This window comes from Sphingobacterium multivorum (assembly GCF_900457465.1).
GTDB classification, from domain to species: Bacteria; Bacteroidota; Bacteroidia; order Sphingobacteriales; family Sphingobacteriaceae; genus Sphingobacterium; species Sphingobacterium multivorum.
The window spans coordinates 386,106-411,284 of sequence record NZ_UAUU01000008.1; the positions used below are offsets into that span (position 1 = coordinate 386,106).

General features: G+C 44.1%; 26 protein-coding genes and 1 pseudogene. 17 read left to right on the forward strand and 10 right to left on the reverse strand.

The genetic code is table 11. From position 1 onward, the window contains the following. Window positions 1–4 precede the first annotated feature (4 nt). From DTA23_RS10155 to DTA23_RS10190, 9 genes and pseudogenes are all read left to right on the forward strand, one after another. A complete protein-coding gene (locus tag DTA23_RS10155) occupies window positions 5–991 on the forward strand; it encodes a glycoside hydrolase family 5 protein (protein ID WP_204991191.1) in 987 nt (328 codons plus the stop codon). Continuing rightward, window positions 988–2,772, forward strand: a complete 1,785-nt coding sequence (locus DTA23_RS10160) for an acetylxylan esterase (protein WP_112374617.1) — start codon at window positions 988–990, stop codon at window positions 2,770–2,772. Before DTA23_RS10155 ends, DTA23_RS10160 begins: the two co-directional genes overlap by 4 nt. 42 nt (window positions 2,773–2,814) lie before the next feature. Further along, window positions 2,815–3,984 (forward strand): glycoside hydrolase family 130 protein, encoded by a 1,170-nt coding sequence (locus tag DTA23_RS10165; protein WP_112374618.1) that lies wholly within the window; start codon window positions 2,815–2,817, stop codon window positions 3,982–3,984. 27 nt (window positions 3,985–4,011) lie between these two features. Next, window positions 4,012–4,905 carry an MFS transporter gene (locus DTA23_RS28905; RefSeq protein WP_256603320.1) on the forward strand — a complete coding sequence of 298 codons (894 nt, stop codon included), beginning with the start codon at window positions 4,012–4,014 and terminating at the stop codon, window positions 4,903–4,905. Window positions 4,906–4,913: 8 nt separating this feature from the next. Further along, entirely contained in the window at window positions 4,914–5,408 is a 495-nt protein-coding gene (locus DTA23_RS28910; protein ID WP_256603322.1) for an MFS transporter, read from the forward strand. 81 nt (window positions 5,409–5,489) lie between these two features. Then, window positions 5,490–6,599 (forward strand): annotated as a pseudogene (locus tag DTA23_RS10175) (AGE family epimerase/isomerase). Next, on the forward strand, window positions 6,596–7,732 hold the full coding sequence (locus tag DTA23_RS10180; protein WP_204991189.1) for a glycoside hydrolase family 26 protein: 1,137 nt from the start codon (window positions 6,596–6,598) through the stop codon (window positions 7,730–7,732). The pseudogene DTA23_RS10175 and the gene DTA23_RS10180 overlap by 4 nt, the downstream one beginning before the upstream one ends. Then, on the forward strand, window positions 7,729–8,877 hold the full coding sequence (locus tag DTA23_RS10185; protein WP_112374619.1) for a glycoside hydrolase family 26 protein: 1,149 nt from the start codon (window positions 7,729–7,731) through the stop codon (window positions 8,875–8,877). Before DTA23_RS10180 ends, DTA23_RS10185 begins: the two co-directional genes overlap by 4 nt. A 97-nt stretch (window positions 8,878–8,974) precedes the next feature. Further along, window positions 8,975–10,516 carry a carbohydrate-binding domain-containing protein gene (locus tag DTA23_RS10190; RefSeq protein ID WP_112374620.1) on the forward strand — a complete coding sequence of 514 codons (1,542 nt, stop codon included), beginning with the start codon at window positions 8,975–8,977 and terminating at the stop codon, window positions 10,514–10,516. Between the two features lie 123 nt (window positions 10,517–10,639). Here the strand turns inward: DTA23_RS10190 and DTA23_RS10195 are convergent, their stop codons facing one another. From DTA23_RS10195 to DTA23_RS27620, 7 genes are all read right to left on the reverse strand, one after another. Beyond that, window positions 10,640–11,095 carry a P-loop NTPase family protein gene (locus tag DTA23_RS10195; protein WP_204991187.1) on the reverse strand — a complete coding sequence of 152 codons (456 nt, stop codon included), beginning with the start codon at window positions 11,093–11,095 and terminating at the stop codon, window positions 10,640–10,642. A 168-nt stretch (window positions 11,096–11,263) separates the two neighbouring features. After that, window positions 11,264–11,497, reverse strand: coding sequence for a response regulator (locus tag DTA23_RS10200; RefSeq protein WP_112374621.1), 234 nt, complete (start codon window positions 11,495–11,497; stop codon window positions 11,264–11,266). After that, complete coding sequence (locus DTA23_RS28915; RefSeq protein ID WP_256603326.1) at window positions 11,487–11,621, reverse strand: hypothetical protein; 135 nt, start codon at window positions 11,619–11,621, stop codon at window positions 11,487–11,489. Before DTA23_RS28915 ends, DTA23_RS10200 begins: the two co-directional genes overlap by 11 nt. A gap of 244 nt (window positions 11,622–11,865) precedes the next feature. Continuing rightward, complete coding sequence (locus tag DTA23_RS10205; protein WP_070566563.1) at window positions 11,866–12,057, reverse strand: cold-shock protein; 192 nt, start codon at window positions 12,055–12,057, stop codon at window positions 11,866–11,868. 661 nt (window positions 12,058–12,718) lie between these two features. After that, the gene (locus DTA23_RS10210; RefSeq protein WP_112374622.1) at window positions 12,719–12,970 is read right to left on the reverse strand and encodes a hypothetical protein; all 252 of its coding nucleotides are present in this window, start codon (window positions 12,968–12,970) and stop codon (window positions 12,719–12,721) included. A 201-nt stretch (window positions 12,971–13,171) separates the two neighbouring features. Continuing rightward, entirely contained in the window at window positions 13,172–13,330 is a 159-nt protein-coding gene (locus DTA23_RS27615; RefSeq protein WP_218565351.1) for a hypothetical protein, read from the reverse strand. 142 nt (window positions 13,331–13,472) lie between these two features. Next, on the reverse strand, window positions 13,473–14,063 hold the full coding sequence (locus DTA23_RS27620; RefSeq protein ID WP_218565352.1) for a S41 family peptidase: 591 nt from the start codon (window positions 14,061–14,063) through the stop codon (window positions 13,473–13,475). 489 nt (window positions 14,064–14,552) lie between these two features. On the opposite strand from DTA23_RS27620, the gene DTA23_RS10220 reads away from it, so the two are divergent. Next, window positions 14,553–15,008, forward strand: a complete 456-nt coding sequence (locus tag DTA23_RS10220; protein WP_112374822.1) for a DinB family protein — start codon at window positions 14,553–14,555, stop codon at window positions 15,006–15,008. A 386-nt stretch (window positions 15,009–15,394) separates the two neighbouring features. Here the strand turns inward: DTA23_RS10220 and DTA23_RS10225 are convergent, their stop codons facing one another. Continuing rightward, window positions 15,395–15,691, reverse strand: coding sequence for a hypothetical protein (locus tag DTA23_RS10225; RefSeq protein ID WP_112374623.1), 297 nt, complete (start codon window positions 15,689–15,691; stop codon window positions 15,395–15,397). A gap of 961 nt (window positions 15,692–16,652) precedes the next feature. Here DTA23_RS10225 and DTA23_RS10230 point away from each other — a divergent pair. From DTA23_RS10230 to DTA23_RS10240, 7 genes are all read left to right on the forward strand, one after another. Next, window positions 16,653–19,634 carry a SusC/RagA family TonB-linked outer membrane protein gene (locus DTA23_RS10230; RefSeq protein WP_218565353.1) on the forward strand — a complete coding sequence of 994 codons (2,982 nt, stop codon included), beginning with the start codon at window positions 16,653–16,655 and terminating at the stop codon, window positions 19,632–19,634. Then, window positions 19,601–19,840: a hypothetical protein gene (locus DTA23_RS27625; protein WP_218565354.1), complete on the forward strand. Its 240-nt coding sequence runs from the start codon at window positions 19,601–19,603 to the stop codon at window positions 19,838–19,840. Before DTA23_RS10230 ends, DTA23_RS27625 begins: the two co-directional genes overlap by 34 nt. Window positions 19,841–20,006: 166 nt before the next feature. Further along, a complete protein-coding gene (locus tag DTA23_RS27630; RefSeq protein ID WP_218565355.1) occupies window positions 20,007–20,234 on the forward strand; it encodes a hypothetical protein in 228 nt (75 codons plus the stop codon). Between the two features lie 98 nt (window positions 20,235–20,332). Then, on the forward strand, window positions 20,333–20,740 hold the full coding sequence (locus tag DTA23_RS27635) for a RagB/SusD family nutrient uptake outer membrane protein (protein ID WP_218565356.1): 408 nt from the start codon (window positions 20,333–20,335) through the stop codon (window positions 20,738–20,740). A gap of 185 nt (window positions 20,741–20,925) precedes the next feature. Further along, entirely contained in the window at window positions 20,926–21,378 is a 453-nt protein-coding gene (locus tag DTA23_RS28920) for a hypothetical protein (protein ID WP_256603331.1), read from the forward strand. Further along, window positions 21,342–22,016, forward strand: a complete 675-nt coding sequence (locus DTA23_RS27640) for a RagB/SusD family nutrient uptake outer membrane protein (protein WP_370445081.1) — start codon at window positions 21,342–21,344, stop codon at window positions 22,014–22,016. The genes DTA23_RS28920 and DTA23_RS27640 overlap by 37 nt, the downstream gene beginning before the upstream one ends. Before the next feature lie 114 nt (window positions 22,017–22,130). Beyond that, window positions 22,131–23,240: a glycoside hydrolase family 88/105 protein gene (locus DTA23_RS10240; protein ID WP_112374624.1), complete on the forward strand. Its 1,110-nt coding sequence runs from the start codon at window positions 22,131–22,133 to the stop codon at window positions 23,238–23,240. Between the two features lie 29 nt (window positions 23,241–23,269). Here the strand turns inward: DTA23_RS10240 and DTA23_RS10245 are convergent, their stop codons facing one another. Further along, window positions 23,270–23,677, reverse strand: a complete 408-nt coding sequence (locus DTA23_RS10245) for a DUF6265 family protein (RefSeq protein ID WP_112374625.1) — start codon at window positions 23,675–23,677, stop codon at window positions 23,270–23,272. 234 nt (window positions 23,678–23,911) lie between these two features. Beyond that, window positions 23,912–25,018, reverse strand: coding sequence for a peptide-methionine (R)-S-oxide reductase MsrB (msrB, locus tag DTA23_RS30875; protein WP_112374626.1), 1,107 nt, complete (start codon window positions 25,016–25,018; stop codon window positions 23,912–23,914). Window positions 25,019–25,179 lie beyond the last annotated feature (161 nt).

The following is a 25,179-nucleotide window of genomic DNA, read 5'->3' on the forward strand; positions in this document are numbered from 1 at the left end:
ACAGTTGAAAAGATATGTATACTGCATACTGATGGTAACTATGTTGCTGACGGTGGCCTGTCGATCTGCATGGATCAACCCCAAGCCTAATTCCAAAACAGTTGTCGCCAGGCACGGTCAGCTCCGTGTATCGGGTACAGCGCTTGTCGATGCGCACGCCGATACGCTGGCTCTTCATGGTGTCAGCCTGGGCTGGCACAACTGGTGGCCGCGCTTTTATACTGCCGAGACCATCAATTGGCTTAAAAAAGACTGGAATGTTCAGGTGGTCCGTGCAGCTATCGGTGTAGAGCCTGACCAGGCTTACTTACAAAATCCTGAGGCAGCGCTCAAGCAATTATATGCCGTGGTCGATGCGGCAATAGCAGCGGGCGTATATGTGATTGTGGATTGGCATGCACACCATCTGCATACGCCGCAGGCAAAGGAATTCTTTCGCACTGTAGCGAGCAAGTACGGGCGTTATCCAAATGTCATCTATGAGATATTCAATGAACCCATGGAGACAAGCTGGGACGAAATTCAAGCCTATGCAAAGGAAGTGATCCCCGTCATTAGGGCCATAGACCCAGATAATATCATTTTGGTCGGATGCCCCAATTGGGATCAGGATATACACCTGGTCGCTGATAAGCCTATCGAAGGATTCAGCAACCTGATGTATACAGTACACTTCTATGCAGGTACACATAAGCAGTTTCTACGTGACCGTGCTGATTATGCCCTGGCCAAAGGTATTCCGATTTTTGTGTCGGAATGTGCAGGGATGAATGCCGATGGTGACGGACCGATAGATCAAAAGGAATGGACAATCTGGAAGGAATGGATGGCTCTGCATCAAATCAGCTGGATAGCCTGGTCTATCGCTGATAAAAATGAAAGCTGCTCCATGATTGCGGATCAGCAGGTGCCGGCGAATGGCTGGTCTGACAAGCAGCTCAAGCCTTGGGGAAAAATGGTGAGACAAGATTTAAAAACGATCAATAAATGAGCAATTCTATAAAAACTGCCCTGTTAATCTCGTTGTGCGGAGCAGCATTCCTACTAGAATGTCACGCACAGATGCAGCCTAAAAATAGCGCAACACATGATTTTGGTACCGATTGGAGGTTTCATGCCGGCGAGGGAAGGGACAGCAGCTGGAACACGAAAGATTACCGGGATAAACACTGGGCAACCGTCGTATCGAACAAACCGCTCAAAGAACAGGGGAAATTGTTGGAACAGGGCTTTGGCTGGTATCGCAAGCAGCTGGCTTTTCCTGCCCAGATGCAGCAAAAAATTGTCGAGGCTGAAGGTGTTGAAATTGATCTCGGTAAATTTGCCGCCTGTGAGGAAGTGTATGTCAATGGTCATTTAGTTGGTAAAACGGGAGAATTTCCACATAATTTCGCTGGCTACTTTGATCATGAACGCCGGTATTTCGTCCCCTTGGAAGTGCTTGACCTTACCGGTGAAAATGTGATTGCTATCAAATTTTTTGATGGTTGGAGTGCCAATGGCGGCTTCTTAAATGCAGCGGTTATGCAGGTACAGCCGGCCTCAACAGTGGATAAACTGAAGCTGAAAGTCAATGTCCTGGATGACGATTATATTTTCCTGGGCAAAGATAGTATCGCTATAGCGCCAACGATAGAAAATAGAGGTAAAAAATCACTGAAGGCAAGCTTGAAAATTTCGTTGACGACGGATGCGTACAAACCGATCAAATCACAGGAATTGAAGGTCGATATTCCTGCGCATGCAACAGCTCCTTTGGGTACCTTTGGATTAAAGAATGTCGAACCGGGATTTTACCGCTATAAGGTGTCTGTGGAGATCGACGGTGGACACAAACTGGAAGAACAGGTCAATGTGGGCTATGAGCCTGAAAAGATTGCTTCGCCAAACGATGAGGCAACAGATTTTGATAAATTCTGGAAAGCAAATAGAGCCCAGCTCGCTAACATAAAGCCTGATTATCAGTTGATGTTGATTCCGGAGCAGTCCAAGCTGGATTATGAAATGTACCATGTGTCCATGCGTTCGCTGGATAATGAGCTTATTATGGGCTACTACGCTAAACCTAAAAAAGCAGGAAAGCACCCAGTCATTGTCGAATATATGGGCTATGGATCAAAACCTTATTTTCCGAATCAGAGCTGGGATGGATTCGCCTATTTTGTACTTTCCATCCGGGGACAGGCATTGAATGAAAAATCAAATCATTTCGGTACTTGGTTTACCTATGGCATAGACAGTAAAGAAACGTATTACTATCGCGGGGCGTTTATGGATGTGCTGCGTGCACTGGATTTTGTCAGCTCAAGAGATGAAATTGATGGTGAACGTATTGCTGTGCGTGGATCGAGTCAGGGGGGTGCATTGTCGGTTGTTGCGGCATCGCTGGATTCACGTGTAAAAGCACTGGCAATTGGTATTCCTTTTCTATCGGATTTTCAGGATTATTTCAACATTGCACCCTGGCCAAAATCGGATGTAGATCACTACAGGGCTCAACACCCGGAACTGAGCTGGAAACAGGTGTACAAGACCCTTTCTTATTTTGATATTAAAAATCTGGCTTCCCGTATCCGGGTGCCATTGGTCATGGGAATCGGGGTGCAGGATAATGTTTGCCCGCCACATATCAATTTTGCAGCGTATAATCAGGTGAAAAGTGAAAAATCCTGGATGGCTTTTCCATTGCATGGACATAGCACCGGAAATGCATTTCATGTCGCGGGATTGGACCTCTTTAGACGTGTCCTCCATGTTGAACAATCAAGATAAATAAAACATAAAAAAGAACTTACTTTATATTTAATTCGAATCATGAGTACACTATTTGAACAACGTCTAAAAGATGTTGAAGCAGATCACTTTGCCCTATTAGAAAGAAAAAACCATCCTGTGAAGGAGCACAACGGTATTTACCAGCGCTATGAACATCCTGTCTTGACAGCAGCTCATACCCCGCTTTTCTGGCGGTATGATTTAAATGAGCAAAGCAATCCATTTTTGATGGAACGATTTGGTATTAACGGAACTTTTAATGCCGGTGCGATCAAGTGGAACGATAAATACGTATTGGTCGTACGGGTCGAAGGAAATGACCGTAAGTCCTTCTTTGCAATAGCTGAAAGCGCAAACGGAATTGACAATTTTAAGTTCTGGGATTTTCCGGTCGATCTTCCCGAGACGAATGATCCGGATACAAATGTCTATGATATGCGCCTGACGGCCCATGAAGATGGCTGGATTTATGGTATTTTCTGTACCGAACGGAAAGATCCGGCAGCGGCTTCCGGAGACCTTTCTTCGGCAGTGGCCGCAGCAGGAATCGTGCGTACAAAAGATCTAAAACACTGGGAAAGGCTACCGGATCTGAGATCCAAGAGCCAACAGCGAAATGTGGTTCTGCACCCCGAATTTGTCGACGGTAAATATGCCTTATATACCCGCCCGCAGGATGGATTTATCGATACCGGAAGTGGCGGCGGTATTGGCTGGGGCTTGGTAGATAGCATGGAGAATGCAATAGTATACGAGGAAAGAATCATAAACCATCGGTATTACCACACGATCAAAGAGCTGAAAAATGGAGAAGGGCCAGCACCTATCAAAACAGACAAAGGCTGGTTGCACCTCGCGCACGGCGTGCGCGCATGTGCTGCTGGACTGCGCTATGTCCTGTATGTCTATCTGACTGATCTTGCTGCGCCAGAAAAACTGATTGCCGAACCGGCAGGTCATCTGATGGCTCCAATGGGTGAGGAACGCGTTGGTGATGTCTCAAACGTGCTTTTTAGTAACGGCTGGATTGCAGATGATGATGGTACAGTTTATCTTTATTATGCCTCGAGTGATACCCGTATGCATGTGGCCGTATCTTCGGTTGAAAAACTGTTGGACTACTGCTTGTCTACAACTGGAGATGGCATGCGATCAAAAACATCGGTTGAAACACTTGTCGGGATTATTTCAAAGAACTTAGCACAATAAAATGTTTAAATTTATTGCAAAACGAGAATGATGAGTAAAACGGAGCGTATTACATTAAAGGAAAAAATCGGTTATGGACTAGGGGACGCTGCTTCGTCCATGTTCTGGAAATTGTTTGGCATGTATCTCATGTTCTTCTATACAGATATATTCGGGATGGAAGCAAAAGTGGTCGGCACCATGTTTCTGGTCACGCGCGTCTGGGATTCTTTGTTTGATCCTATTATTGGTGTACTGTCCGATCGTACACAATCGAAATGGGGTAAATTCAGACCTTACCTACTGTACGTTGCGGTACCATTTGGTGTAATTGGTGTGTTCACGTTTTATACCCCTGCACTCGCTGAAAGTGGAAAAGTTGTGTATGCTTATCTTACTTATTCGGTCATGATGATGGTTTATTCGGCTATTAATGTTCCCTATGCGTCTTTATTGGGGGTAATAAGTTCGTCGCCCAAAACCAGGAGTGTGCTGGCCACCTTCCGAATGAGCTTTGCATATCTTGGCAGTTTCGTAACGTTATTGCTCTTCAATCCAATGGTCAATTTTTTCAGTGGCCACAGGCAGGATATTCAGGCCCAGCAGCAGGGCTGGGTGATGGCAGTGGCTGTTATAGCGCTCTGTTCCGTCGTTCTATTTCTGCTCTGTTTTGCTTGGACACGCGAACGGGTCCAACCAGTAACGGATAGTAAAAGTAGTTTAAAGCAGGATGTCAGGGATCTGCTGAATAATAGTCCTTGGTGGATTTTATTGGGAGCGGGAGTCTCCACGTTGGTCTTCAATTCGGTAAGGGATGGCGCAGCACTGTACTATTTCAAATATTACGTACACGAAGAAAATTATGGCCAGATCGTACTTCTGAACATTCCATTTGTATTGAGTGGACTCTACCTTGCATTGGGCAGGCCGCCAATATTCTAGGTGTTATTTTGGCGGCTCCAGTAAGCAACAAAATTGGAAAGAAAAATACATTTATCTTAACCATGCTCTTGGCAACTGTTGGCAGCATACTGTTTTACTGGCTCGACAAAAGCCAGGTATGGGAAATTTTTGCATTGCAGGTCATCATCAGTATCTGCGCTGGAGCGGTATTCCCATTACTCTGGTCGATGTATGCCGACTGCGTGGATTATTCAGAGCTGAAGACAGGCAATAGGGCAACAGGTCTAATTTTTAGCTCCTCTTCCATGAGCCAAAAATTGGGCTGGGCACTTGGAACAGCGGTAACGGGCTGGCTCCTGGCTTATTTTGGTTTCCAGGCCAATCAACTACAGTCCGAGGAGACGCTTAGTGGTATAAAAATGTTTTTGAGCCTATTTCCGGCAATAGGAACACTCTTATCAATCCTGTTTATCAGCTTTTATCCGCTGACAGAAAAGAGGATGCAAAAGATTACTGCGGAGCTTGAGGAGCGTCGCAATTAATCTAAAGTGTAATGAAGAAAAGCAATGAAAGGATTTAAAGAAGAAATTGAAAATAATATCCTTCCGTATTGGATGGATAAAATGGTTGATACGGAGCATGGTGGTTTTTATGGCCGTATCGACGGTGACAATGTACTGGATAGGATGGCCAACAAAGGCGTCGTCATGCATGCCCGGATCCTGTGGACATTTGCTGCGTCCTACCGTGTGCTGGGCCACAGTGCCTACCGGCAGATCGCAGAACGCGCATACCTGTACCTCAGGGACTACTTTATGGATAAAGAATATGGCGGAGTATTTGGGAACTTGATTTCCGAGGCCGCCCCGTAAACCCGCAAAAAACAGACGTATGCACAAGGGTTTGCGCTCTATGCGTTTTCGGAATATTACCGTGCAACGGGCTGTACTGAAGCCCTGGACTATGCAAAGAAACAATTTTATCAGATCGAACGCTGTAAAGACGATGAATTGGGTGGTTACTGGGAGGCATTTACCGAGGATTGGCAGCCTATTGCCGATATGCGTCTCAGCGAGAAAGATGAAAACGAAGCTAAAACCATGAATACGCATCTCCATATTTTAGAACCTTATACCAACCTTCTTCGGGTATGGATCGATGCAGATTTGGTAAAGGCACATACTGATTTGATATCCTTATTCCTGGAACGTATATATAGTAAGGCTACCGGACACCTGCAGCTTTTCTTTGATGCAAAATGGCAGGTAAAAGGTCAGATGCAATCCTTTGGACATGATATTGAAGCTGCCTGGCTACTCTTGGAGGCGGTCAAAGTACTGGGTGATCCGGATCTGGAGGAAAAAGTGAAAACTGTCATTCCTCATATTGCTCATGCAGCATTGGAAGGGATCTTGCCCGATGGTAGTCTCGCTTATGAAAGAAACAATGCACATTGGGACCGCGAACGCCATTGGTGGGTACAGGCCGAAGCTGTGCTCGGATTTTCATACCTAGGGAAGCTGCTGAATGACAAGCTCTATCAGGAAAAGGCAGAAGGTATATGGGCCTATATCCGGTCGAATCTAATTGATAGCGAGGAGGGCGAGTGGTATTGGAGCAGGCTTGAGAACGGGGAAGTAAATAGAGCTGAAGATAAGGCAGGCTTCTGGAAGTGCCCTTATCATAATGGACGCATGTGTCTGGAAATGATCGAAAATTTTGGAATAAAATGATGAACAATAACGTTGTTTTCTACTTGGTCTTGGTAGCAATGCTCTTGAACTATAGTCTTTCGGCGCAGACCAATGTCCCTATTGACCGTATAGCCACTAGCGAAACTGTCGCATTGTACAAATACTTAAAATCAGTCCAATCGCAAGGAAAGGTTCTTTTAGGCCAGCAGGATGCGCTTTGCTATGGAAGGCATTGGAAGGGAGAGCCAGACCGTAGTGATATAAAAGAAGTGACAGGAAGTCACCCAGTAGTGCTGGGCCTCGATTTTCAGCCGTTGACTCATGAGGACAAGGTCTATCGGGAAAGTGAAACCAAAAGACTGGTCAATGTGGTCAAGGACATGTATCGTAGGGGGGGAATTATTACGTTCTCCTGGCACATGTCAAATCCTGTAAACGGTGGCTCCTATGAATGGAAAAATAACCCACAGCTCGCGGTGAGAGAAATTTTACCCGGAGGCAGGTCAAATGCTGCCTATCAGTCTTACCTACGTCGAATAGGTGCTTTCTTAGCGCAATGTAAAGGATCGAGGGGCGAGGCTATTCCGATTATTTTCAGACCTTTTCATGAGTTCGATGGTGATTGGTTCTGGTGGGGGAAGGGGCATGCCACTCCGGCGGAATTTATTCATTTATGGCGCTATACAGTTAATTATCTTCGGCAAGATCTGGGCATACACCAGTTGCTCTTTGCATTCTCTCCGGACTGTAAGTTTCGGGACCGGACGGAATATCTTGCGCAATTTCCGGGCGATGATTATGTCGATATTTTAGGTATGGACAATTATTGGGATTTTCGCCCCGATGGTGCAAATGATCCAGCAGCAGCAGCGTTCAAGATGGGAATTGTTTCGGCTATAGCCCAGGAAAAAAGTAAGATTGCGGCAATGACCGAAACGGGGCTCGAACGGATTACCGATCCAAACTGGTTTACACAGATTTTACAACCGATATTGGCAAAATGGCCACTGGCTTATTGCATGCTCTGGCGAAACGCAGACGATATTCCGACTCATTATTATGTACCTACCAAAGATCATCCGGCAGCAGCAGATTTTAAGAAATTTTGCCAGTCAGCGGATATCATTCTTTTAAACAACAATAAACTTATTTATAATGCAGCAGCAAAATGAGAAAGACTAAAATAAAAAGATATCTTGGACAGCTAATCCTATGTGGTATATTTACCGTAGCTGTATTCAGCCTCCGGGGGCAACAGCCGGCAGACCTTCATGCGACCGAAGAAACTAAAGATCTGTATCAAACAATCAATTCAAGGCGTGCAAAAGGGATTTCTGTAGGACATCAGGATGCGCTGGCCTATGGCCATGGCTGGTATAAAGTGAAAGGGCGCAGTGATCTGAAGGATGTGGCTGGTAAGCACCCCACTGTCATTGGCTGGGAAATAGGGGATATTGAACTTGGTAAACCGTACAATTTAGATTCCGTGTATTTTGACGACATGCGCCGCTACATCGTAGATACGCAAAAACGTGGCGGTATAACGAGCTTGAGCTGGCATGCCAATAACATCGTGTCAGGCAAAAACGCCTGGGATTGTGCGCAGGACACTGTCGTTCGCTCCATTCTTCCGGCAGGAAGCAACCACATAAAATACTTAAAATGGTTAGACCGGACCGCGGAGTTTTTGTTAAGTCTAAAGGATAATCAAGGGACTTTAATTCCGGTCGTGCTGAGACCTTATCACGAACATACCGGATCTTGGTTTTGGTGGGGGGCTAAACAGTGTACACCCGAGGAATATAAGGCGCTCTGGAAAATGACCGTCGATTACTTTCAGCAGAAACACGGTATCCATCACCTTCTTTACTGTTATTCGCCATCTGAAACCGAAAATGAAGCTGAGTTCTTAACACGGTATCCCGGCGATGCTTATGTGGACCTGGTCGCATTTGACTGTTATGTACCCGGAGATGGTACGCCCAAAGATATTGAAAAATACAAAATTGCTATGGCAAAAAATATTGCCATTGTAACGGACTATGCCGCCAGATCCGGGAAAATTCCGACAATCGGAGAAACGGGGCTCGAAGGTGTCAAAGATCCGACTTATTTTACCCAGGTGGTTTACCCTTTGGTCAAAGATAAGGGCTTGGCCTGGATATTATTCTGGCGGAATGCTTATGAAAAGGATAAACCAAATCACTATTATGTGCCCTTCAAAGGTCACCCTGCTGCTGGGGATTTAAAGAAATTTACCAGAAATCCGCGGTATTGTTTTAATGCCAAGAGGTGTACATTCAGTTGTATATGTTAATTTAGTATTTAATTAACATAATTTTAATCTAATTTACACTCCTTAATATTCATTAACACTTGTTGTTGTTAGCTTTGAAACAATAAAAGGTAAACTTATGTTAAGGAAAGTCATATTTTATGGAATGGTACTGATTGTGGGAGTTTCCATAGCTGCATGTTCAAAAGATGAAAAAACAGAATCAGAGTCAGGGGAGGTTATCGAAACCGGTACTGCGATAAACATTAGCTCGATTTCAAAAAGTGGTGCGGTTGAAGGTAGCCAGGAGACTGGAGCGGACGACGATGATCTTATAGCAAACTCCACTTTCAACAGTACCGTAAAAATAAACTACGATGGCAATTCGGCCACTATTGAAAATCCAGCTTCCGGGGTTACAGTCACTCAAACTGGAGCTGATGTCGTTGTAAACTCTTCTGCAAGCGGTGTTGCCTATGAGTTAACAGGCTCAACAACAAGTGGATCATTCAAGATCTATTCGGATAAGAAATTCAAGGTTATCTTAAATGCGGTCTCTATTACAAATAACGACGGCCCTGCAATCAATATTCAGTCTGGAAAGAGGGCATTTATCATACTTGCCGACGGGACGGAAAACAAACTTACAGATGCAGCTAGCTATGCAACATCTGCTGAAGATCAAAAAGGCACAATTTTTAGTGAAGGGCAATTGATATTTTCTGGGACCGGCACATTAACTATTTCTGGCAAAACGAAGCACGCCATAGCCAGTGATGATTATATACGCGTTGTGGAGGGTACGATCCAAGTTTCCGATGCTATTTCGGATGGCTTACACAGTAACGACGGTATTTATATTGATGGCGGGAAATTAAATATCGTGGCAAATTCTGATGGTATTGAAGCTGAAAAAGGTCGGATTATTGTCAATGGAGGGGAAATTACCTTAAAAGTTGCTGACGATGGTATTGTTGCGTCCTATGAGGATGGGGACGAAACTATAATACCCGATGTGATTATAAATGGCGGAAAAATAAATATCGAAACCACTGGATCAGGTGGGGAGGGAATTGAGAGCAAGGCGACCCTTAGCATCAATAATGGTGAAATTTACATCAAAGCTATTGATGATGCGATCAACGCCGGGAAAGCAATTTATATTAATGGAGGAACAATCGTAGCCTATAGTACCACAAACGATGGTATAGATTCCAATGGAACGATGACTATTACTGGAGGGCATATTTTTGCTATCGGTGCAAAGAGTCCAGAAGAAGGGTTCGATTGTGATAACAACACCTTTAAGATTACCGGAGGGCTTATGGTCGGCGTGGGAGGAGCCACAAGTTCTCCAACTGCAAGTGTTTCTACACAGCCCTCGGCAATTTTAAGTGGCGGTCAAGCTAGTCAGATATATAGTGTTCTTGACAAGGACAACAATGAGGTCCTGACATTTAAATCGCCTGTTTCTTTTTCAACATTACTGATCTCCAATGCTAGCTTTTCAGTAGGTGCATCCTACAAGCTCGTAAATGTATCTTCAGTTGCGGAAGCCAATGCGTTTAACGGACTATACTTAAGTGGAACATTTAGCAATCCAACAGTTACCTCATCGTTTACATTATCAGCTATGGTCAGTAATTTAGGAGGAAACCTAGGACCGGGTGGAGGAAGATAGAAAAGAATTAAAGTGACCTGCTCAAGCAGGAAACGGGCAAAACGGCCATGGAGCTGATCCATATTTTTATGGTCTCAGAAGCGACGAACTTATTCCTATTTTACCCGGCTTTTACGTATAAAATCATTTTTCGGAATGGATATGTTGCCGTAAACAGGCCGCCGTTCGCGAGACAGTATCTTTGAGCAAATCGGCAACGGTACCTGTGAACACCACATTTAACGATTTTTGTTTGTCGATAAGGCTATCCACATCAATGGTCTGCACAATGCCCAGTCCTTCACATGCCTTGCACATGCCCAAAGGATTATTGAATGAAAAAGCACTTGAATAGCCTACAAAGGGTGTTCCCATGCGCGAGAAAAGCAGGCGCAAGGAAGCATATATGTCGGTAGCCGTTCCTACAGTCGAGCGTGCATTACCGCCCAATCTTTTTTGATTGATAATAATAGGGACATTCAGGTTGTCGATTTTGTCCACATCCGGAACGCCGATGTGCTGCAGCCGGTTTCGGATAAAACTGCCCTGTGTTTCGCTGAACTGCCTTTGGGCTTCAGCAACTATGGTTTCAAAGACCAAAGACGACTTGCCCGATCCGGAGACTCCTGTAAAAACAGTGATCTTTTTCTTGGCGATCTGGAGAGAAATATTCTTGAGATTATTTTGTCGGGCATGTATAATGTGACTTGCGTTTCAAGTATAGTCCCTTTTATAGCGCTCCGTAGGTAAGGTATATTTTATGCTGTTTTAACTATTTCTTTTAACCACATCGACCATATGATCTAAATCAAAGGGTTTTTCAATAAAGTCGTCGGCTTTACATTCGGCGGCGGTTTTTGCAATATCGCTGGCTGTCGATGTCAGGACAGATGGAAGCTCTTCGGTATCTGGATCAGCTTTGAGTTCCTTGATCACCTCGGATCCTTTTTTACTTCCTTTAATATGGTCATCCACTATAAGAATGTCGGGATCAATAAGCAAGCTCTTCTATTGGTTCAGTCGTAAGCGATGGAATCACATCAAAACCCTCATCAACTAAGACCTCATCCATGATATTCAAGATATCTTCATTATCTTGAATAACTATAGCCTTCTTTTTCGTCATTTCTATTGAAATTTATCGCGTAAATATAGGAAAAAAGCGGATACAAAAAACAGGGGAACGCGCAATTTTCAGTTCGGAGAAACAGAACAAAAGTAAGGCTATCAGTGAGCTGATAGCAATGTAGGCTATTAGGGGGGGTAGGTCGTCGTTTTTGGCTAATTTTTTAACAAAAAAAAAACAGATAACATGAATGTTATCTGCTGAACTTAACTTAAAGAAGTTTTTAAACTTCCTACTTAATTAATTATGCTATTCGCACATTAACTGCGTTAATGCCCTTTTTACCGTTTTCTAGATCGAATGTTACAGTATCGTTTTCACGTACATGATTGATTAAACCTGACGAGTGTACGAAAACATCTTGACCGCCATCTGTTGGTGTAATAAAACCAAAACCTTTGGTGTCATTAAAGAATTTTACTGTTCCTTGTTGCATTGTATATATGTATTAAATTATGTATTTATTAGAACGCTTTTGCAGCATACCTTTCCTTTAACCATACGCGTTAGTAAAGGATAAATCGATCTGTCAACAAAAAATGAAGTTTGCAATTTTTCGTATTGACACTATCAATCTGAAAAAGTCAATTGACTTTATATGTTGATAACAGAATAGCAGCTGGAAAAACGAAGACTGAGAAGAATGAGTAAACTCAAAAGTGTCAGAAGAAGTAATGGCAGAAGCCTGATTATTATTCAAATGTAGTTATAAATTATTGAAAAACAAAGTTTTTTATTTTCTTCTGCTAATGTCAGCAAGCGCTAGAGGCGAAAGAGTTGCCGCCGATGCGGAGCAGATGTTTTGCTGGCAGAGCCATTTGAACTTGAAGATCGTTATGATTTAATAGAGAAAACGTTCTAAGCGTAGTTTTAGATTTTAAGGTTGAATCAGGCCACTAGGCGATTGAATGAGTTGGAAAAGCAGAAGCGGACCAAACTTAAAGATAGTTTGGTCCGCTAGGTTAAAAAAAATATCATGCATTAATAATTCTTACCCATGTTTTTATTTTTATCCTGCTTTGTTATACGTTAGCTCAACGGTATTTTGAAACAATGCATGCTATTGATTGCGCATGGGATTATACCTTGATCAAACGCTATGAATGGCTTAACTGTAATTTTCCAATAAAGGGGCGATTATCAACCGTTAGAATAGCTTCTTTAAGGGAATAGCATAGCTGGTAGCTTTCGCTCAGTGCCTTTTTGCTAGCTTCTATTTTGTCTTTTTCAACCTTGTCAACAATCCAGGTTGGGTTTAACGGATCGGAATTAAATTTGGTGATTAATACGGTAAATCCTTCTTTCTGAGCACTGATTAAAGTGTCTTTTGTGATGTCTACTATTTTCATAGTGAGATAATATACAAAAAAAATATGAAACAGGATGTGCCAAGTTGAGTTGATGACCTGTTCGACGTCCGGACAATTTTAACGCAAATGTACCTTCTTTTATGGATCCGGCGCTAAAATTTGGCGATTCAGGCATCGGAATACCCATCGTAAAGCAGCTCACAAAAAAAATTATATGTAACTAAACTTTTTATCTTAATTCTATTCTCCATTGAGGTGGTCGCGCACAAAATTTAGCCAATTCTTAGGATCAATGGTTTTATCAATAAAGACGTCTGGTTGTAATCCGATATCGTCTACAGGGAAGTCCGGAATACGGTAACTTTTAGATAATCCATAATACAGTTCAATATCGCCCACAAGGAGATGTGACGATATTTACATTAGAAATATCAAGCATCCCTTTTTGTTGTTCGACCGTACAATTTTACCTTTTTACTTTGCATGGCAGTCAATAGAAATTGCTCTGTCGTGCTCCCGTTATTTTCATTGATAACGATTCCTATGTTTTTGGGTAGGGCTGAATGGTATCCAGCTTGGTTATGTTTACTTTTTTATTGAATAAATCAACATACTCACCTTTATTGGCCTGCAATTTTTCGTAGTAGTTTTTGAATGTTTTTTTAGACTCCTCGTCAAAATCGGGGTTTTGACTCAGCTCCAACATGCGTTGATTATTTAAATCAGTCGAATAAAATAATGCACCTACGGTTCTGATCGGTTGCGTGTATAAGAAGGGGATAAGGCTACCATAACTCGCATCACTTCCACCTGGATTATTTCTGACGTCAATAATAAAGTTTTCGGTCGATAAGATGGTTGCTCGGTTGGCCAATATAAGGCTGTCAATCGCCTTCTTTTCGGATATTTCAAAATCAGGAATACGGAGGTAAACCGTGTTTTCATTTAATTTTTCGAAAAATGGCTTTGTGGCGTTTAATGGATTCAGGTCCTTTTCGATCGGCTGTTTATGTTGTTCGGTAGCCTTTTTGACGTTCTTTGTTTTTCCAATATAATTTACGCCGATATGTCCATTACGGAAGAAACGGATCCATTGATTGAGCAATGTAGCACATTCCTGATTATTGGGCAATTGTTTTACTTTTTTTAGATATAGCGCATTGTGCAATTCATAAGCATCCCGGCCTTTCTTGCTGATGATGTATTGAAAACCGGCATCATTCTCTTCAAACGTTTTTTTTTACCCACAAAAAATTGGATTCACAATTGCAGTTTTGGGCGAAATTTAAGATAGGTAAACTTAGCAATAGCCATAAAAATAGGACGCGTGTGTTCAGGTGCATAATCAAAATTGTTAATAATTGTCGATTGCACAAATATAGACTAAAAATGGAAAATACCCTCGTAACCGAACAAAAGATTATTCAGGATGTCAAGGGCCCATTTTTTAGGTATATTTGCACCAGATCGAAGCTTTGCCATTAGAAAAAAGCTGCAAGAATTATTGAAAAATACAAGGCAATTCCTGCTGCAGGTCCTAGCGATAAAAAGGGCAGCAATAAGCTTAAAACAACTCAAAAATAGGGGAGTAATAATAACTCAGCCAAATGTAATGCACGATATGGAATCACTCTTTAACGCATGGAAAACGAGCAGAATGGCTTACCTCAAGTTTTTTGAAAACTATTCATTGGAACAGCTCAATCACATTCCGGAAGGATTCAGTAACAACCTGATATGGAATATTGGGCACATCATTGCCACACAGCATAAATTGATTCATATCGGATCTGATGTAAAAGGGCATATTCCCGAAGAAATTTTTAACAATTATGAGTCGGGAACAAAGCCGACAGTCCCCGTATCCCAACAGGAGGCAGACTTACTGAAAAGACTGCTCCTTGAACAAATTGAGCCAACTATCCGTGATTTTAATAGCAAAAAATTTGTCACCTATCAGGAACGGACAACCGGGACAGGATTTCATCTCACTTCAATATACGACACCTTCGAATGGAACAATTTTCATGAAGGACTTCATCTAGGCTATATGATTCGCTTTTTACCCATAGCATGATCAATATGGCAGCTGTCATTCCAGAAGCTAACCCTACACTATTTATCGTAGTAAAACCTTTATTCTTTCATAGATGACGAAAGGCTATTTTAAAATAATTCGCAAGCATAGTAAATTGTTATGGATTAACCTTTGCCAATTCATTGCCAATAAATTAAAGTGTTGAAAATAAGGTGTTAAAGTTTTTTTCTAATCAGTTGCATGTTCGAACACGAACGGTCTTTGTTCGAAAGCGGACAATTTCGGGCAAAAGTTTCGTAGGACTTTATCTACCCCCACGGATGTAGTTTGGGGATTGGATTCGTGTCCAAAAGTAGCGCAGTTGTATGCCGTCCTGGTAGTTATTTATGATTGTGAGGTATCAATGAGGTAGTTGTAAGACTACCTTATTGATGTCTATTGCCTTTATGGTAATAAGCGATATTTTTGTTAATCCCTTGCGCCGCATCGTTTTTATCCGGTGATGCCATTGCGGGAGCATATTGCAATGATACAATATCAGTGCTGTCCATTTCGGGCATTTTAAGCGGGCGATACCAGGAAGGTGGGTTCGTGAGGTTACCCGTGTTTTTGTGATCAGTCTGTTCGGTTGATTCCTGTACAGAACGTTGTTTCCAGCGTCTATATACGAGCAGTGCTGCTCCAGCAACTGCAGTGATAACGAGTCCGATTTGTGCTTTCATTTCTTCTTTTTTAAGAATTGAACAAAGTTCCCTTCAAAAAAGTTCAACAAAAAACAAATCAGCTATTTCTGGCGTAGGTGCCAGAAATAGCTTTTTATAAATCATCGTCATCAGGCAAAGTGATGACAGCAACTTCGGCAATGACTACGACCGCTTGATCACAGTCCCATAAATTTAAAGGGTTCTGCTTTTTTTAAGGTGTCCATTGCTCAGTCCAGTGTAAGTTTTGTTTTGCTCGACATCAAGTTTGAGAACCTTACCTTTCTCGCTCAGATCCAAATCTTTTAGATTGATCCAGAAAGTTCCCGGACTAGTCGCTGTTTCAAAATAGTAAACCAAATCTTTGTGATTGGCTACCGAGCGCCATCTTGTCGTGGAGATATTGGGTTCTTCTTCGTTAAGGAGTCTGTGCTTGTGTCATTAAGAAAAATGAAACTGAGTTGGCCACAAGGACTTCGTAGTGCTATTGGCAAAAACAAGGTTTTTGGAACTGGCTGTTAAATTGAGCGGTGTAGAAACTTCAATAAAGGGAATCACTCCTTAGCTTAGAGAAAACGAATAGAAAGGCTAAACTCAAGTTTTAGGTTTGCAGCTGGGGTATATGATGAGCGGTAGAGAGTTTCTTACAGCGTACTCATGCGGGAGAAAAAAGGTGGGCTAAAGCAGATGTATTTCTGTAATATAAAAAATACGAAAACGTTATAGTTAAATTACGAAAACGTTGTAGTTAAATTTTGGCTCCTGTGCTTTTTAGGCGTTTTTTTAGCAACTCTGTCGCCATCATCATTCAATTGTTTATTTTTTTATATCGAAAATCGTGTTATTGAGACAAAATAGCACTTTTTTGATACGATCTAGTTCTGTTTTTCTAATTGCTAATATTCACTTTTACAGTTAAAATTCCTTTATCAAAGGAAGCCAATTATAAAATTACTAAATCACCCATAGTGAATATTTCTTTATGAGAAACAATTGTAAACTAAAACAAAGTCGCTTTTATGGCTTCGGCGCAGGCAAATGGATACCCTGTTCCTGCCTGCTTTGTCTGGTCGCTCTAGCTAGTCCTGCCGCTGCATTAAAAGCCAATGTACCCCTGATTTCGACGGCAAACGGGACGGTACAGAACCGCGAAATCACAGGTAAAATATCGGACGGCAATGGGCAGCCGCTGGCCTCCGTGACAGTCAGTGTGCTGGGCAGCAAGGTCAGCACAGCCTCAAAAGCTGATGGTACGTATACCATTTCGGTGCCGCTTGAAGCAAAAAAACTGGTGTTCAAACTGTTGGGCTACAATAGCCAGGAAGTCGACCTTACCCCATCCAAGGTCGTTAATGTGGTCCTTAGTTCGTCCGCCGATGAGCTTGACGAGGTAGTGGTGGTGGGCTATGGTACCATGCGCAAAAAGGATCTGACAGGTTCCGTGACCCAGATCCATCCAGACCGCATTGCCAATGAAAACCCAAAAACCGTACAGGATATCCTCCGCGGATCGGCAGGACTGAATATCGGTTACGATGCCTCGGCAAAAGGGGGCGGCTCCATTGAAGTGCGGGGTAAACGCTCGGTCTACGATAGCAACAGCGGGCACAACAACCCCTTGCTGGTACTCGATGGCATGATTTTCTACGGCGAGCTTTCTGAAATCAATCCGGATGATATCGAGCAGATCGATGTGCTGAAAGATGCTTCGGCCGCCGCTGTTTACGGCTCGAAAGCAGCAAGTGGTGTGATTATTATCAGTACAAAAAAAGGGAAGCAGGGCAAACCGACGATCAATATGACCATGAATGCCGGAGCAACACAATTGAGTGAATATCGCAAAAGATTCAGCCCGGAAGCTTACCTGCAACACCGCGAGGATTGGTATACCAAGAATACCTACGGCATCAATCCGACAACGGGTCTATATGAGGCTTACCAGACGCGGGATGATAATGGCAACCTTACTGTGCCTTACGGTTTTTACTTCAATCCGGGGCAGCTGCCTTCGTCATTATCACTGGATTCTTGGCGCGCGCAGTCGACCAACGAGGACGGGGAGTCCGACCGAAGTATCTGGGGCCGCCGCCTGGGCCTGCAGGGAAATGCTCTGCAGAATTTTTTGGATGGGAAAACGGTCGATTGGGCCGATCATACCTTCCGAACGGGCTTTAACCAGGATTACAACGCGAGCATCAGCGGCGCGAGCGACCGCGTCAATTATTACTTGTCCATGGGATACCTGAAAAATGAGGGAACCGTTGTCAGCGATACCTACAAGGCTGTGCGGGCAAACATGAAGATCAATGCGCATGTGACCAACTGGCTAGAATTGGGCGCCAATGTGAATTTTCAGGATCGCTCCGACGGCAATATTGATATTGATATCGACCAGACATTGCGCAACAGCCCTTACGCCGATTATGCCGATGCCAGTGGCAATCCTTTACAATATCCGCTCAGTGAGCAGTTTAGCCAGCGCGGGTATAATTATGATTTTCAACGGAAATACCTGGAGCTGGACAAGGGCTATTCGGTCTTCAATTCCATTTTTAATGCGAAAGTCAAGCTGCCCTTTAACATTACCTATTCCTTTAACGCTTCGCCGCGGCTACAATATTTTCATGACCGTTATTTTATGTCGGCCGAGCTGCCGGGTTCTAATCCGGCCGATCGCGGAGCAAACCGCGAGCAGACTAAACGTTTTGACTGGTCGCTCAACAACACCATCAGCTGGGAACAGAGCTTTGCGGATAAGCACCGCCTGATGGTAACCTTGGTACAGGAGGCGGAGGAACAGCAGTCCTGGAAAGATCGTATTGAAGCGCGCAATATTTTGCCTTCGGATGCACTGGGATTTCACAATACCAAAAATGGATCAAAGGAGAATAGCAGCTTTGATAGCTACGATACGCACCAAACGGCGGATGCTTTGCTCGCCCGTTTATTTTATTCCTACGATGACCGCTATATGCTCACGACCTCAATTCGGCGGGATGGCTATTCGGCTTTTGGTACCTCCAATCCCTACGCGACTTTCCCTTCTGTGGCCCTGGCCTGGAATTTTACCAAAGAGAAATTCTTTAAATGGACCGATGTGATGGATTATGGTAAACTGCGTGTTTCCTATGGTAAAAATGGGAACCGGCAGCTGGCAGATCCCAATCTGGCGCTCGCCAACTTGTATTCGGGCAGCGGCAAGATGCATGGCTACCTCAACTCGGCTGGTGAACTGGTCCAATACCGCTACCTGATGGTAGACCGCCTGGCCAATCCGAACCTGCAATGGGAAAAAACCACGGCATGGAATTTTGGACTGGACTTTGGATTCTTAAAAAATCGCATTTCGGGTACCCTGGAATATTACCTGATGCAGACCCACGACATGATCATGGAGCAAAAACTGCCCAATTTTACAGGATTCAGCAGCATCACCACCAATCTGGGGCAAGTGGACAACAAGGGGATTGAATTGACCTTAAATACCGTCAACTTGAAAAAGGAAAATCTGCAATGGTCTACCACCTTTAATTTTTCGTACAATAAGAATCAGATTGTACATCTCTACAAGAACTACCAGGATGTACTGGATGCCGATGGAAATGTGGTTGGCCGCAAAGAAATGGACGAAATTTCGAATGGCTGGTTTATCGAGCAGCCCATCGGCGCGATCTGGAATTACCAGGTTACGGGCATCTGGCAGGCCAATGAAGCTGCAGAAGCCGCCAAATATGGGCAGGCTCCAGGTGACCCGAAAGTGGCCAATGTATATACAGCAGATGATGCCGTGAATGGGGATAGCAGAAAGCCTGTGTATAATAATAACGATAAGGTCTTTCTGGGCAGACGGATCCGCGTTTCCGCTGGTCGATGCGCAATGAGTTTACGCTATGGAAGGACCTCAGCTTTTCGTTTAATATTTATTCATACATGGGGCACAAAAGCTTGTCGGGCAATTACCTGAATAACGACGATGATGGCGGGCGCATGGCTTATGGCTGGCCAATCTGCCAGCAAAGGAATATTGGACCGCCGGACAAGCCAACGGACCGCTACGGCCGTATCGAGGCTAAGGGACCGATCGGCGCGGAGGGCGCTGCGCGGCTGTATGACCGCTCGTTTATCCGGCTCGACAATATTTCGGTAGGCTATACATTACAACAGCCTTGACCTCCAAGTATAACCTCAATCGGGTGAAGCTGTATGGGACGGTGCGCAATGTGGCCACCTGGACCAAAGAATGGGAATACGGCGATCCGGAGACGGGATCCTGGGCTTCAAGGGTCTTTACTTTCGGTGTGAATTTATCTTTATAACCTGATTAATTGTGATGAATATGAACAATACACTAAAAAAATCCAGATCCGCAGGCAGAGGCATCGCCTTTTTGCTCGCCGGTACGCTAGCGATAAGCAGCTGCTCGAAGGAATTTCTGCAGCCCGATCCGCTGTCAATCTATATCCCTAACGAAACTTTTAACACCGAATCGGGCTTACTGTCGGCCATGGCCATCTGTGACCGTCACCTCAAGGGTATTGGGCCACAGATCATAACGAGATGCTGACGCTAGGCACAGAGTATATCTTTTCCGAACTGATGGTGGCCAGTAATACCGACAAACGCAGCATGCTGGCGGATGTCGCCAACATGCTGACCCGACAAGTGACAACTCTACGCATCAAAACCTCGACCGTCCAACAGCCTCTGGTATCTGTGGGACGAAACCTACAAGGGGATCAGTTATGCCAATACCATTATCAAATATGTAGACCAGGTACAGACATGAGTGAGCAGGATAGGAATGCCTACAAAGGGCGGGCGTATTTCCATCGGGCTTTCCGCTATATGGCCTTGGTCTTTGAATACGGCGATGTGCCTTTGGTGACGACCATCATCGACGTACCCAAACAAAATTACCGGAGCACCAAGCGTGATGCCATTCTGCAGATGATCACCAAGGATATGGAGTTTGCTGTACAATGGGTGCCTGATCAGAAAAATATGAACCTGATCGGCCTGATCAACAAGGGGGCTGCCGCATGCTTTTGGCAAAATGTTACCTCGCCATAGGGAGTATCAGAAAGCCAAAGAGCAGACGGATATCCTGATTGACCAGTCGGGCTATGCTCTGATGACCGAAAGCTTCGGAACCTTTAACGATGGAGGGAGGCGCAGACCTGGCCCATCACACGTAACGTGATCTGGGATATGCACCGCCCGAAAACAAGCTGATCGCCAGCAACCGTGAGGTGATCATGGGGATGCCCAACCGTGGTGCCGATGCGGAGTCTTTCGTTAAAATGCTGACCATGCGAATCTTATATCCCTTTGTCTTTGACAGCCGCATACAGACTGCCGATGGTAAACAGGCTTTGTTGAACATCAAACGGAACAGCGGGGATTACAATCCAAAATATGACTATATGCGCGCCTTTGGCCGCGGGATCGCAACGTTCCGCCCTACATCATTCCAGACGCAGGGCGTATGGTCTGTCAATGGCAAGCCGGATGAAGGCGACCTGCGCCACAGTTCAAAGATGGGTAACTGGGTACGGATGGAAGATTACAAAGTGAACAACAAAGCTTCCAAAGATTTTGGGAAACCGGTCACACTGAAAGATCCGCAACGGGCAAACTCCTTTGCAGCGATACCATTCGTCGCTGGTACGATGTGCCGCATTATAAATTTTTCTTGGATGATCCTGTAAGTGAAGCCAATATCAGCGGTTCAGACGGTTCACGGGGTGCTACCAATGGGGGAATCGCCGACTGGTACCTCTATCGCCTGGCAGAGGCTTACCTTTTGCGCGCCGAAGCGAAATATTATATTAATCCGGCCGATGGAACGATAAAAGATGATTTAAATGCCGTCCGCCAGCGCGCAAAATGTACCGAGCTTTATCAGGGTGCGGTAAGCATCGGAGATATTATGAACGAGAGGGCCCGTGAGCTCTACTGGGAGGAGTGGCGCAACGTGGAATTGAAACGGGTGTCCCTCTGCTTGGCACGTAGTGGTAAACCTGATGAATGGGGAAATGCGTACAATCTGGACAATTTTGATAAGCAGAGCGGTACAGATGCCAATGGCGGAAGTTACTGGTACCAGCGCATCATGCATTATAGCCTTTACAATAAAGGTATTATTCATGTCAATGCCACTGGACTAAGCGATATCAAATACACGATGGATAAAAAGAATATGTACTGGCCGATTCCCAATGTCGCGATTACCTCCAATATTAAAGGGCAGCTAAAGCAAAATTACGGCTACGACGGTTATAATCCTGCTACTCCAGTATGGGATAAATGGGAGGATGCCTTAGCGGATGAAGCCAAAGCAGAATAATCCGTTTAATAGGTCCCGAACCGATATTTATTAGAGAAGATCGATTCGGGATTTCTTTGAACATCGTATTTTATAACATAAAACCAGTTCGTAATTACATAAAAACCAGTTTGTATGATCAAGAAAATCTTTTTGTTTTTATTGTTTCTCCCGGTTCAATTTTTAAGTGCACAGACAGACCTGGCAAATTTTCCTGCCGGGGCGGATCCCAAGGAGGTCGGCCATCGCATTGCACACCGCTTTATCGCGGGCAAACATATGCTGCATGCAGGGAAATGGATCAGTTATCCCGAGACCTTCTATTGGACGGGAGCCATTAATTACGCCCATTTAATGGGCGATCAGCAGTTGATGCAGGCTATGAAAGAGCGATTCACCAAATTAACAGTAAGTGAGCCGCAGCTGCTGCCTATTAAAAACCATGTCGATTTGAATATGTTTGGCAGCCTGCCTTTGCGGCTTTACCAGCTGACCAAAGAGAAAAGCTATCTCGACCTGGGCTTGCCCTATGCCGATACGCAATGGGAACTTCCGCAAAATGCCAGTCAGGAAGGGAAGGCCTGGGCGGAAAAAGGATACTCCTGGCAGACCCGTCTCTGGATCGACGATATGTACATGATCACGATCGTGCAGACCGCTGCTTTTAAAGCAACGGGCAAAGCCGAATACCTGGACCGTGCAGCCCGGGAGATGGTACTTTATCTGGATGAGCTGCAGCGTCCAAACGGACTGTTCTACCATGCACCCGATGTCCCTTACTACTGGGGGCGAGGCAATGGTTGGATGGCCGCGGGTATGACTGAATTGCTGCGTATGCTTCCGAAGGATCATCCCAGTCGACCCCGTATATTAAAGGGCTACCTGACGATGATGAAGAGCCTGAAAAAACAGCAGCGCAAGAGCGGTATGTGGAATCAGTTGATAGACGAGGCAGACTGCTGGGCAGAAACCTCCGGTTCGGCGATGTTTGCCTATGCGATCATATCGGGTGTAAAGCAGGGCTGGCTAAGTGATAATCAGTATGGTCCCGTTGCCCGCAGGGCTTGGCTGGCGCTTGCAAAATATGTGGACGATCAGGGGGCAGTGTCGGAAATCTGCGTAGGTACCAATAAAAAGAACGATAAACAGTATTATTATGACCGCCCTCGCCATACTGGTGATTATCATGGGCAGGCGGCCTATATGTGGTGTATCAATGCATTGCTGGAGGGAAGCACCCCTTAGGTTTTTGACCGGCTGGCAGTTTGAACAGATTATTTTTTGATTTTGCTGAATTCAAAAGGAATCTGCAGGCTGTCGCCGGCTACATTTGCCTTTAGCTTTTCGCCATCCCGCCAGTAGGTAATCTTTTTTGGGAAGGGTAGGGAGTCATTATTGCATTCGAATAGCCCGTCTTTCTGCATGGTCATTTCAAAGGCGATGAAATCCTTTTCATCGGTTGTTTTCACCTTTAATTGCCAGTTTCTATCGGATTTCAGCAGCGCCATTTTTTCCTGATTGACCGTATCGTTGTTGTGTAGCGTAAAGGCCAAGCCTGCATATTCAGCATCGTTAATTTTGACCCAATATTCAAAGGTCTTTTTACCTGGCGTTTCGTTGGTACGCTGCCATTTGCCCAGTAACCAGTCGAAGTTCTCCGAAGGGTCATGTTCACTGCCCATACATTGTACAAAAACAAGGAAAATGGATAAGAGGACTAGCACTTTACATAATTTTATCATCTGGAGTTATATCAAAGGCTTAAAAATGATTGCTGTTACCGCTGGGTGAAAGCTTTAAAAAGGTTACCATGCGGCGATAATTAACTAAATTTAATAAAAAATTTGCACTCGCAGCGCACAAAAAAACTGATGCAGACTTGCATCAGTTTTTCGCTAAGAGCTATGCTATACCATTTACTTCTTGGCTAGCAAGGGCAAGTATTTTGCATAACCCTTGGCTTTCATTTCTTCTTTAGGCACAAATTGGAGAGAGGCACTATTGATGCAATAGCGTAGCCCGCCTTTGTCAGCAGGGCCGTCATCAAAGACATGTCCTAGGTGAGCGTCGCCAGTTTTGCTACGTACTTCCGTGCGGCGCATGCCGTGAGAATTATCCGCTAATTCTTCGACTAAGTCTGGATTGATCGGTTTGGAAAAGCTGGGCCATCCACAACCTGATTCAAACTTGTCGGTCGAGACAAATAGTGGTTCACCGGTAGTAATATCTACATAAATGCCATCTCTGAACTCATCATTATATGCGTTATCAAAGGCACGCTCGGTTGCCTGATGCTGCGTGACATCATATTGCAGTGGTGTAAGTTCTTTTTTTAATGTGCTTTGGTCTTTCCTTTTATAAGTTTGCTGCGCGGATGAATCTTTGGCGGGAGAAGGATTGGCTTTTCGTGCCAACTCGAATAATTCCGGATCAATATGGCAGTAGCCACCTGGGTTTTTGTCGAGATATTTTTGATGGTATGTCTCAGCGTCGTAGTAATTTTGTAAGGGTTCCAGTTCAACAACTATTTTTGCCGGATATTTTTTGGCCAGTTCGGCAAGGCTTTCCTTGATAACCGGAACGGCTGAATCGCTTGTATAGTATATGCCGGTACGATATTGTGTTCCGATATCGTTTCCTTGCTTATTGAGCGAGGTCGGGTCAATAGTCTTTAGGAATAAATCTACGAGCAGTTTTAAGTCGACGACTTGTGGATCGTAAGTGACTTTGACAGTCTCCGCAAAGCCCGTTTTTCCTGTGGAAACCTGCTCATAGCTTGGGTTTTTTAGATTGCCATTGGCATAACCAACTTCGGTAGCGGTCACCCCACGGACCTGCTTAAAAAAATGCTCCGTACCCCAAAAACATCCCCCTGCAAAATAAATAACCTGATCTTTCTCGCCAGTAGGGTTCATAGCTTGTTTTTTAATTATTTTGGAATCACCAGTTTTCTGTGAAAAGCCAAATTTGCTGAGCATAAATAAGCCTAATCCTAGTAATAATAATAAAAATACCTGTTTCATAGCGTTTCTCCATTCTTGTTTTTTAATATACGATGTAAAGGTCCGAATTGGTTTTTGATCAATTTAAAATTGAGGATCTTTGCTTCGTTATTGGTAAGATATGTCTAGAGATGGAATTCCATAAACATCCATGGAGAATTTTTAGACAGAGGTACTTTTTT

What these genes read in the sequence shown, in the direction of transcription:
- DTA23_RS10245 (WP_112374625.1), bottom strand. Translation starts at nt 23,677, where the DNA reads ATGGGCAGTGAACATGACCCTTCGGAGAACTTCGACTGGTTACTGGGC.
- DTA23_RS10185 (WP_112374619.1), top strand. Translation starts at nt 7,729, where the DNA reads ATGAGAAAGACTAAAATAAAAAGATATCTTGGACAGCTAATCCTATGT.
- DTA23_RS10190 (WP_112374620.1), top strand. Translation starts at nt 8,975, where the DNA reads ATGTTAAGGAAAGTCATATTTTATGGAATGGTACTGATTGTGGGAGTT.
- DTA23_RS10220 (WP_112374822.1), top strand. Translation starts at nt 14,553, where the DNA reads ATGGAATCACTCTTTAACGCATGGAAAACGAGCAGAATGGCTTACCTC.
- DTA23_RS10230 (WP_218565353.1), top strand. Translation starts at nt 16,653, where the DNA reads ATGAGAAACAATTGTAAACTAAAACAAAGTCGCTTTTATGGCTTCGGC.
- DTA23_RS10240 (WP_112374624.1), top strand. Translation starts at nt 22,131, where the DNA reads ATGATCAAGAAAATCTTTTTGTTTTTATTGTTTCTCCCGGTTCAATTT.
- DTA23_RS10160 (WP_112374617.1), top strand. Translation starts at nt 988, where the DNA reads ATGAGCAATTCTATAAAAACTGCCCTGTTAATCTCGTTGTGCGGAGCA.
- DTA23_RS28905 (WP_256603320.1), top strand. Translation starts at nt 4,012, where the DNA reads ATGATGAGTAAAACGGAGCGTATTACATTAAAGGAAAAAATCGGTTAT.
- DTA23_RS10225 (WP_112374623.1), bottom strand. Translation starts at nt 15,691, where the DNA reads ATGAAAGCACAAATCGGACTCGTTATCACTGCAGTTGCTGGAGCAGCA.
- DTA23_RS28920 (WP_256603331.1), top strand. Translation starts at nt 20,926, where the DNA reads ATGGGGATGCCCAACCGTGGTGCCGATGCGGAGTCTTTCGTTAAAATG.
- DTA23_RS10165 (WP_112374618.1), top strand. Translation starts at nt 2,815, where the DNA reads ATGAGTACACTATTTGAACAACGTCTAAAAGATGTTGAAGCAGATCAC.
- msrB (WP_112374626.1), bottom strand. Translation starts at nt 25,018, where the DNA reads ATGAAACAGGTATTTTTATTATTATTACTAGGATTAGGCTTATTTATG.
- DTA23_RS28915 (WP_256603326.1), bottom strand. Translation starts at nt 11,621, where the DNA reads ATGACGAAAAAGAAGGCTATAGTTATTCAAGATAATGAAGATATCTTG.
- DTA23_RS27630 (WP_218565355.1), top strand. Translation starts at nt 20,007, where the DNA reads ATGAACAATACACTAAAAAAATCCAGATCCGCAGGCAGAGGCATCGCC.
- DTA23_RS10205 (WP_070566563.1), bottom strand. Translation starts at nt 12,057, where the DNA reads ATGCAACAAGGAACAGTAAAATTCTTTAATGACACCAAAGGTTTTGGT.
- DTA23_RS10180 (WP_204991189.1), top strand. Translation starts at nt 6,596, where the DNA reads ATGATGAACAATAACGTTGTTTTCTACTTGGTCTTGGTAGCAATGCTC.
- DTA23_RS27625 (WP_218565354.1), top strand. Translation starts at nt 19,601, where the DNA reads ATGGGGCACAAAAGCTTGTCGGGCAATTACCTGAATAACGACGATGAT.
- DTA23_RS10210 (WP_112374622.1), bottom strand. Translation starts at nt 12,970, where the DNA reads ATGAAAATAGTAGACATCACAAAAGACACTTTAATCAGTGCTCAGAAA.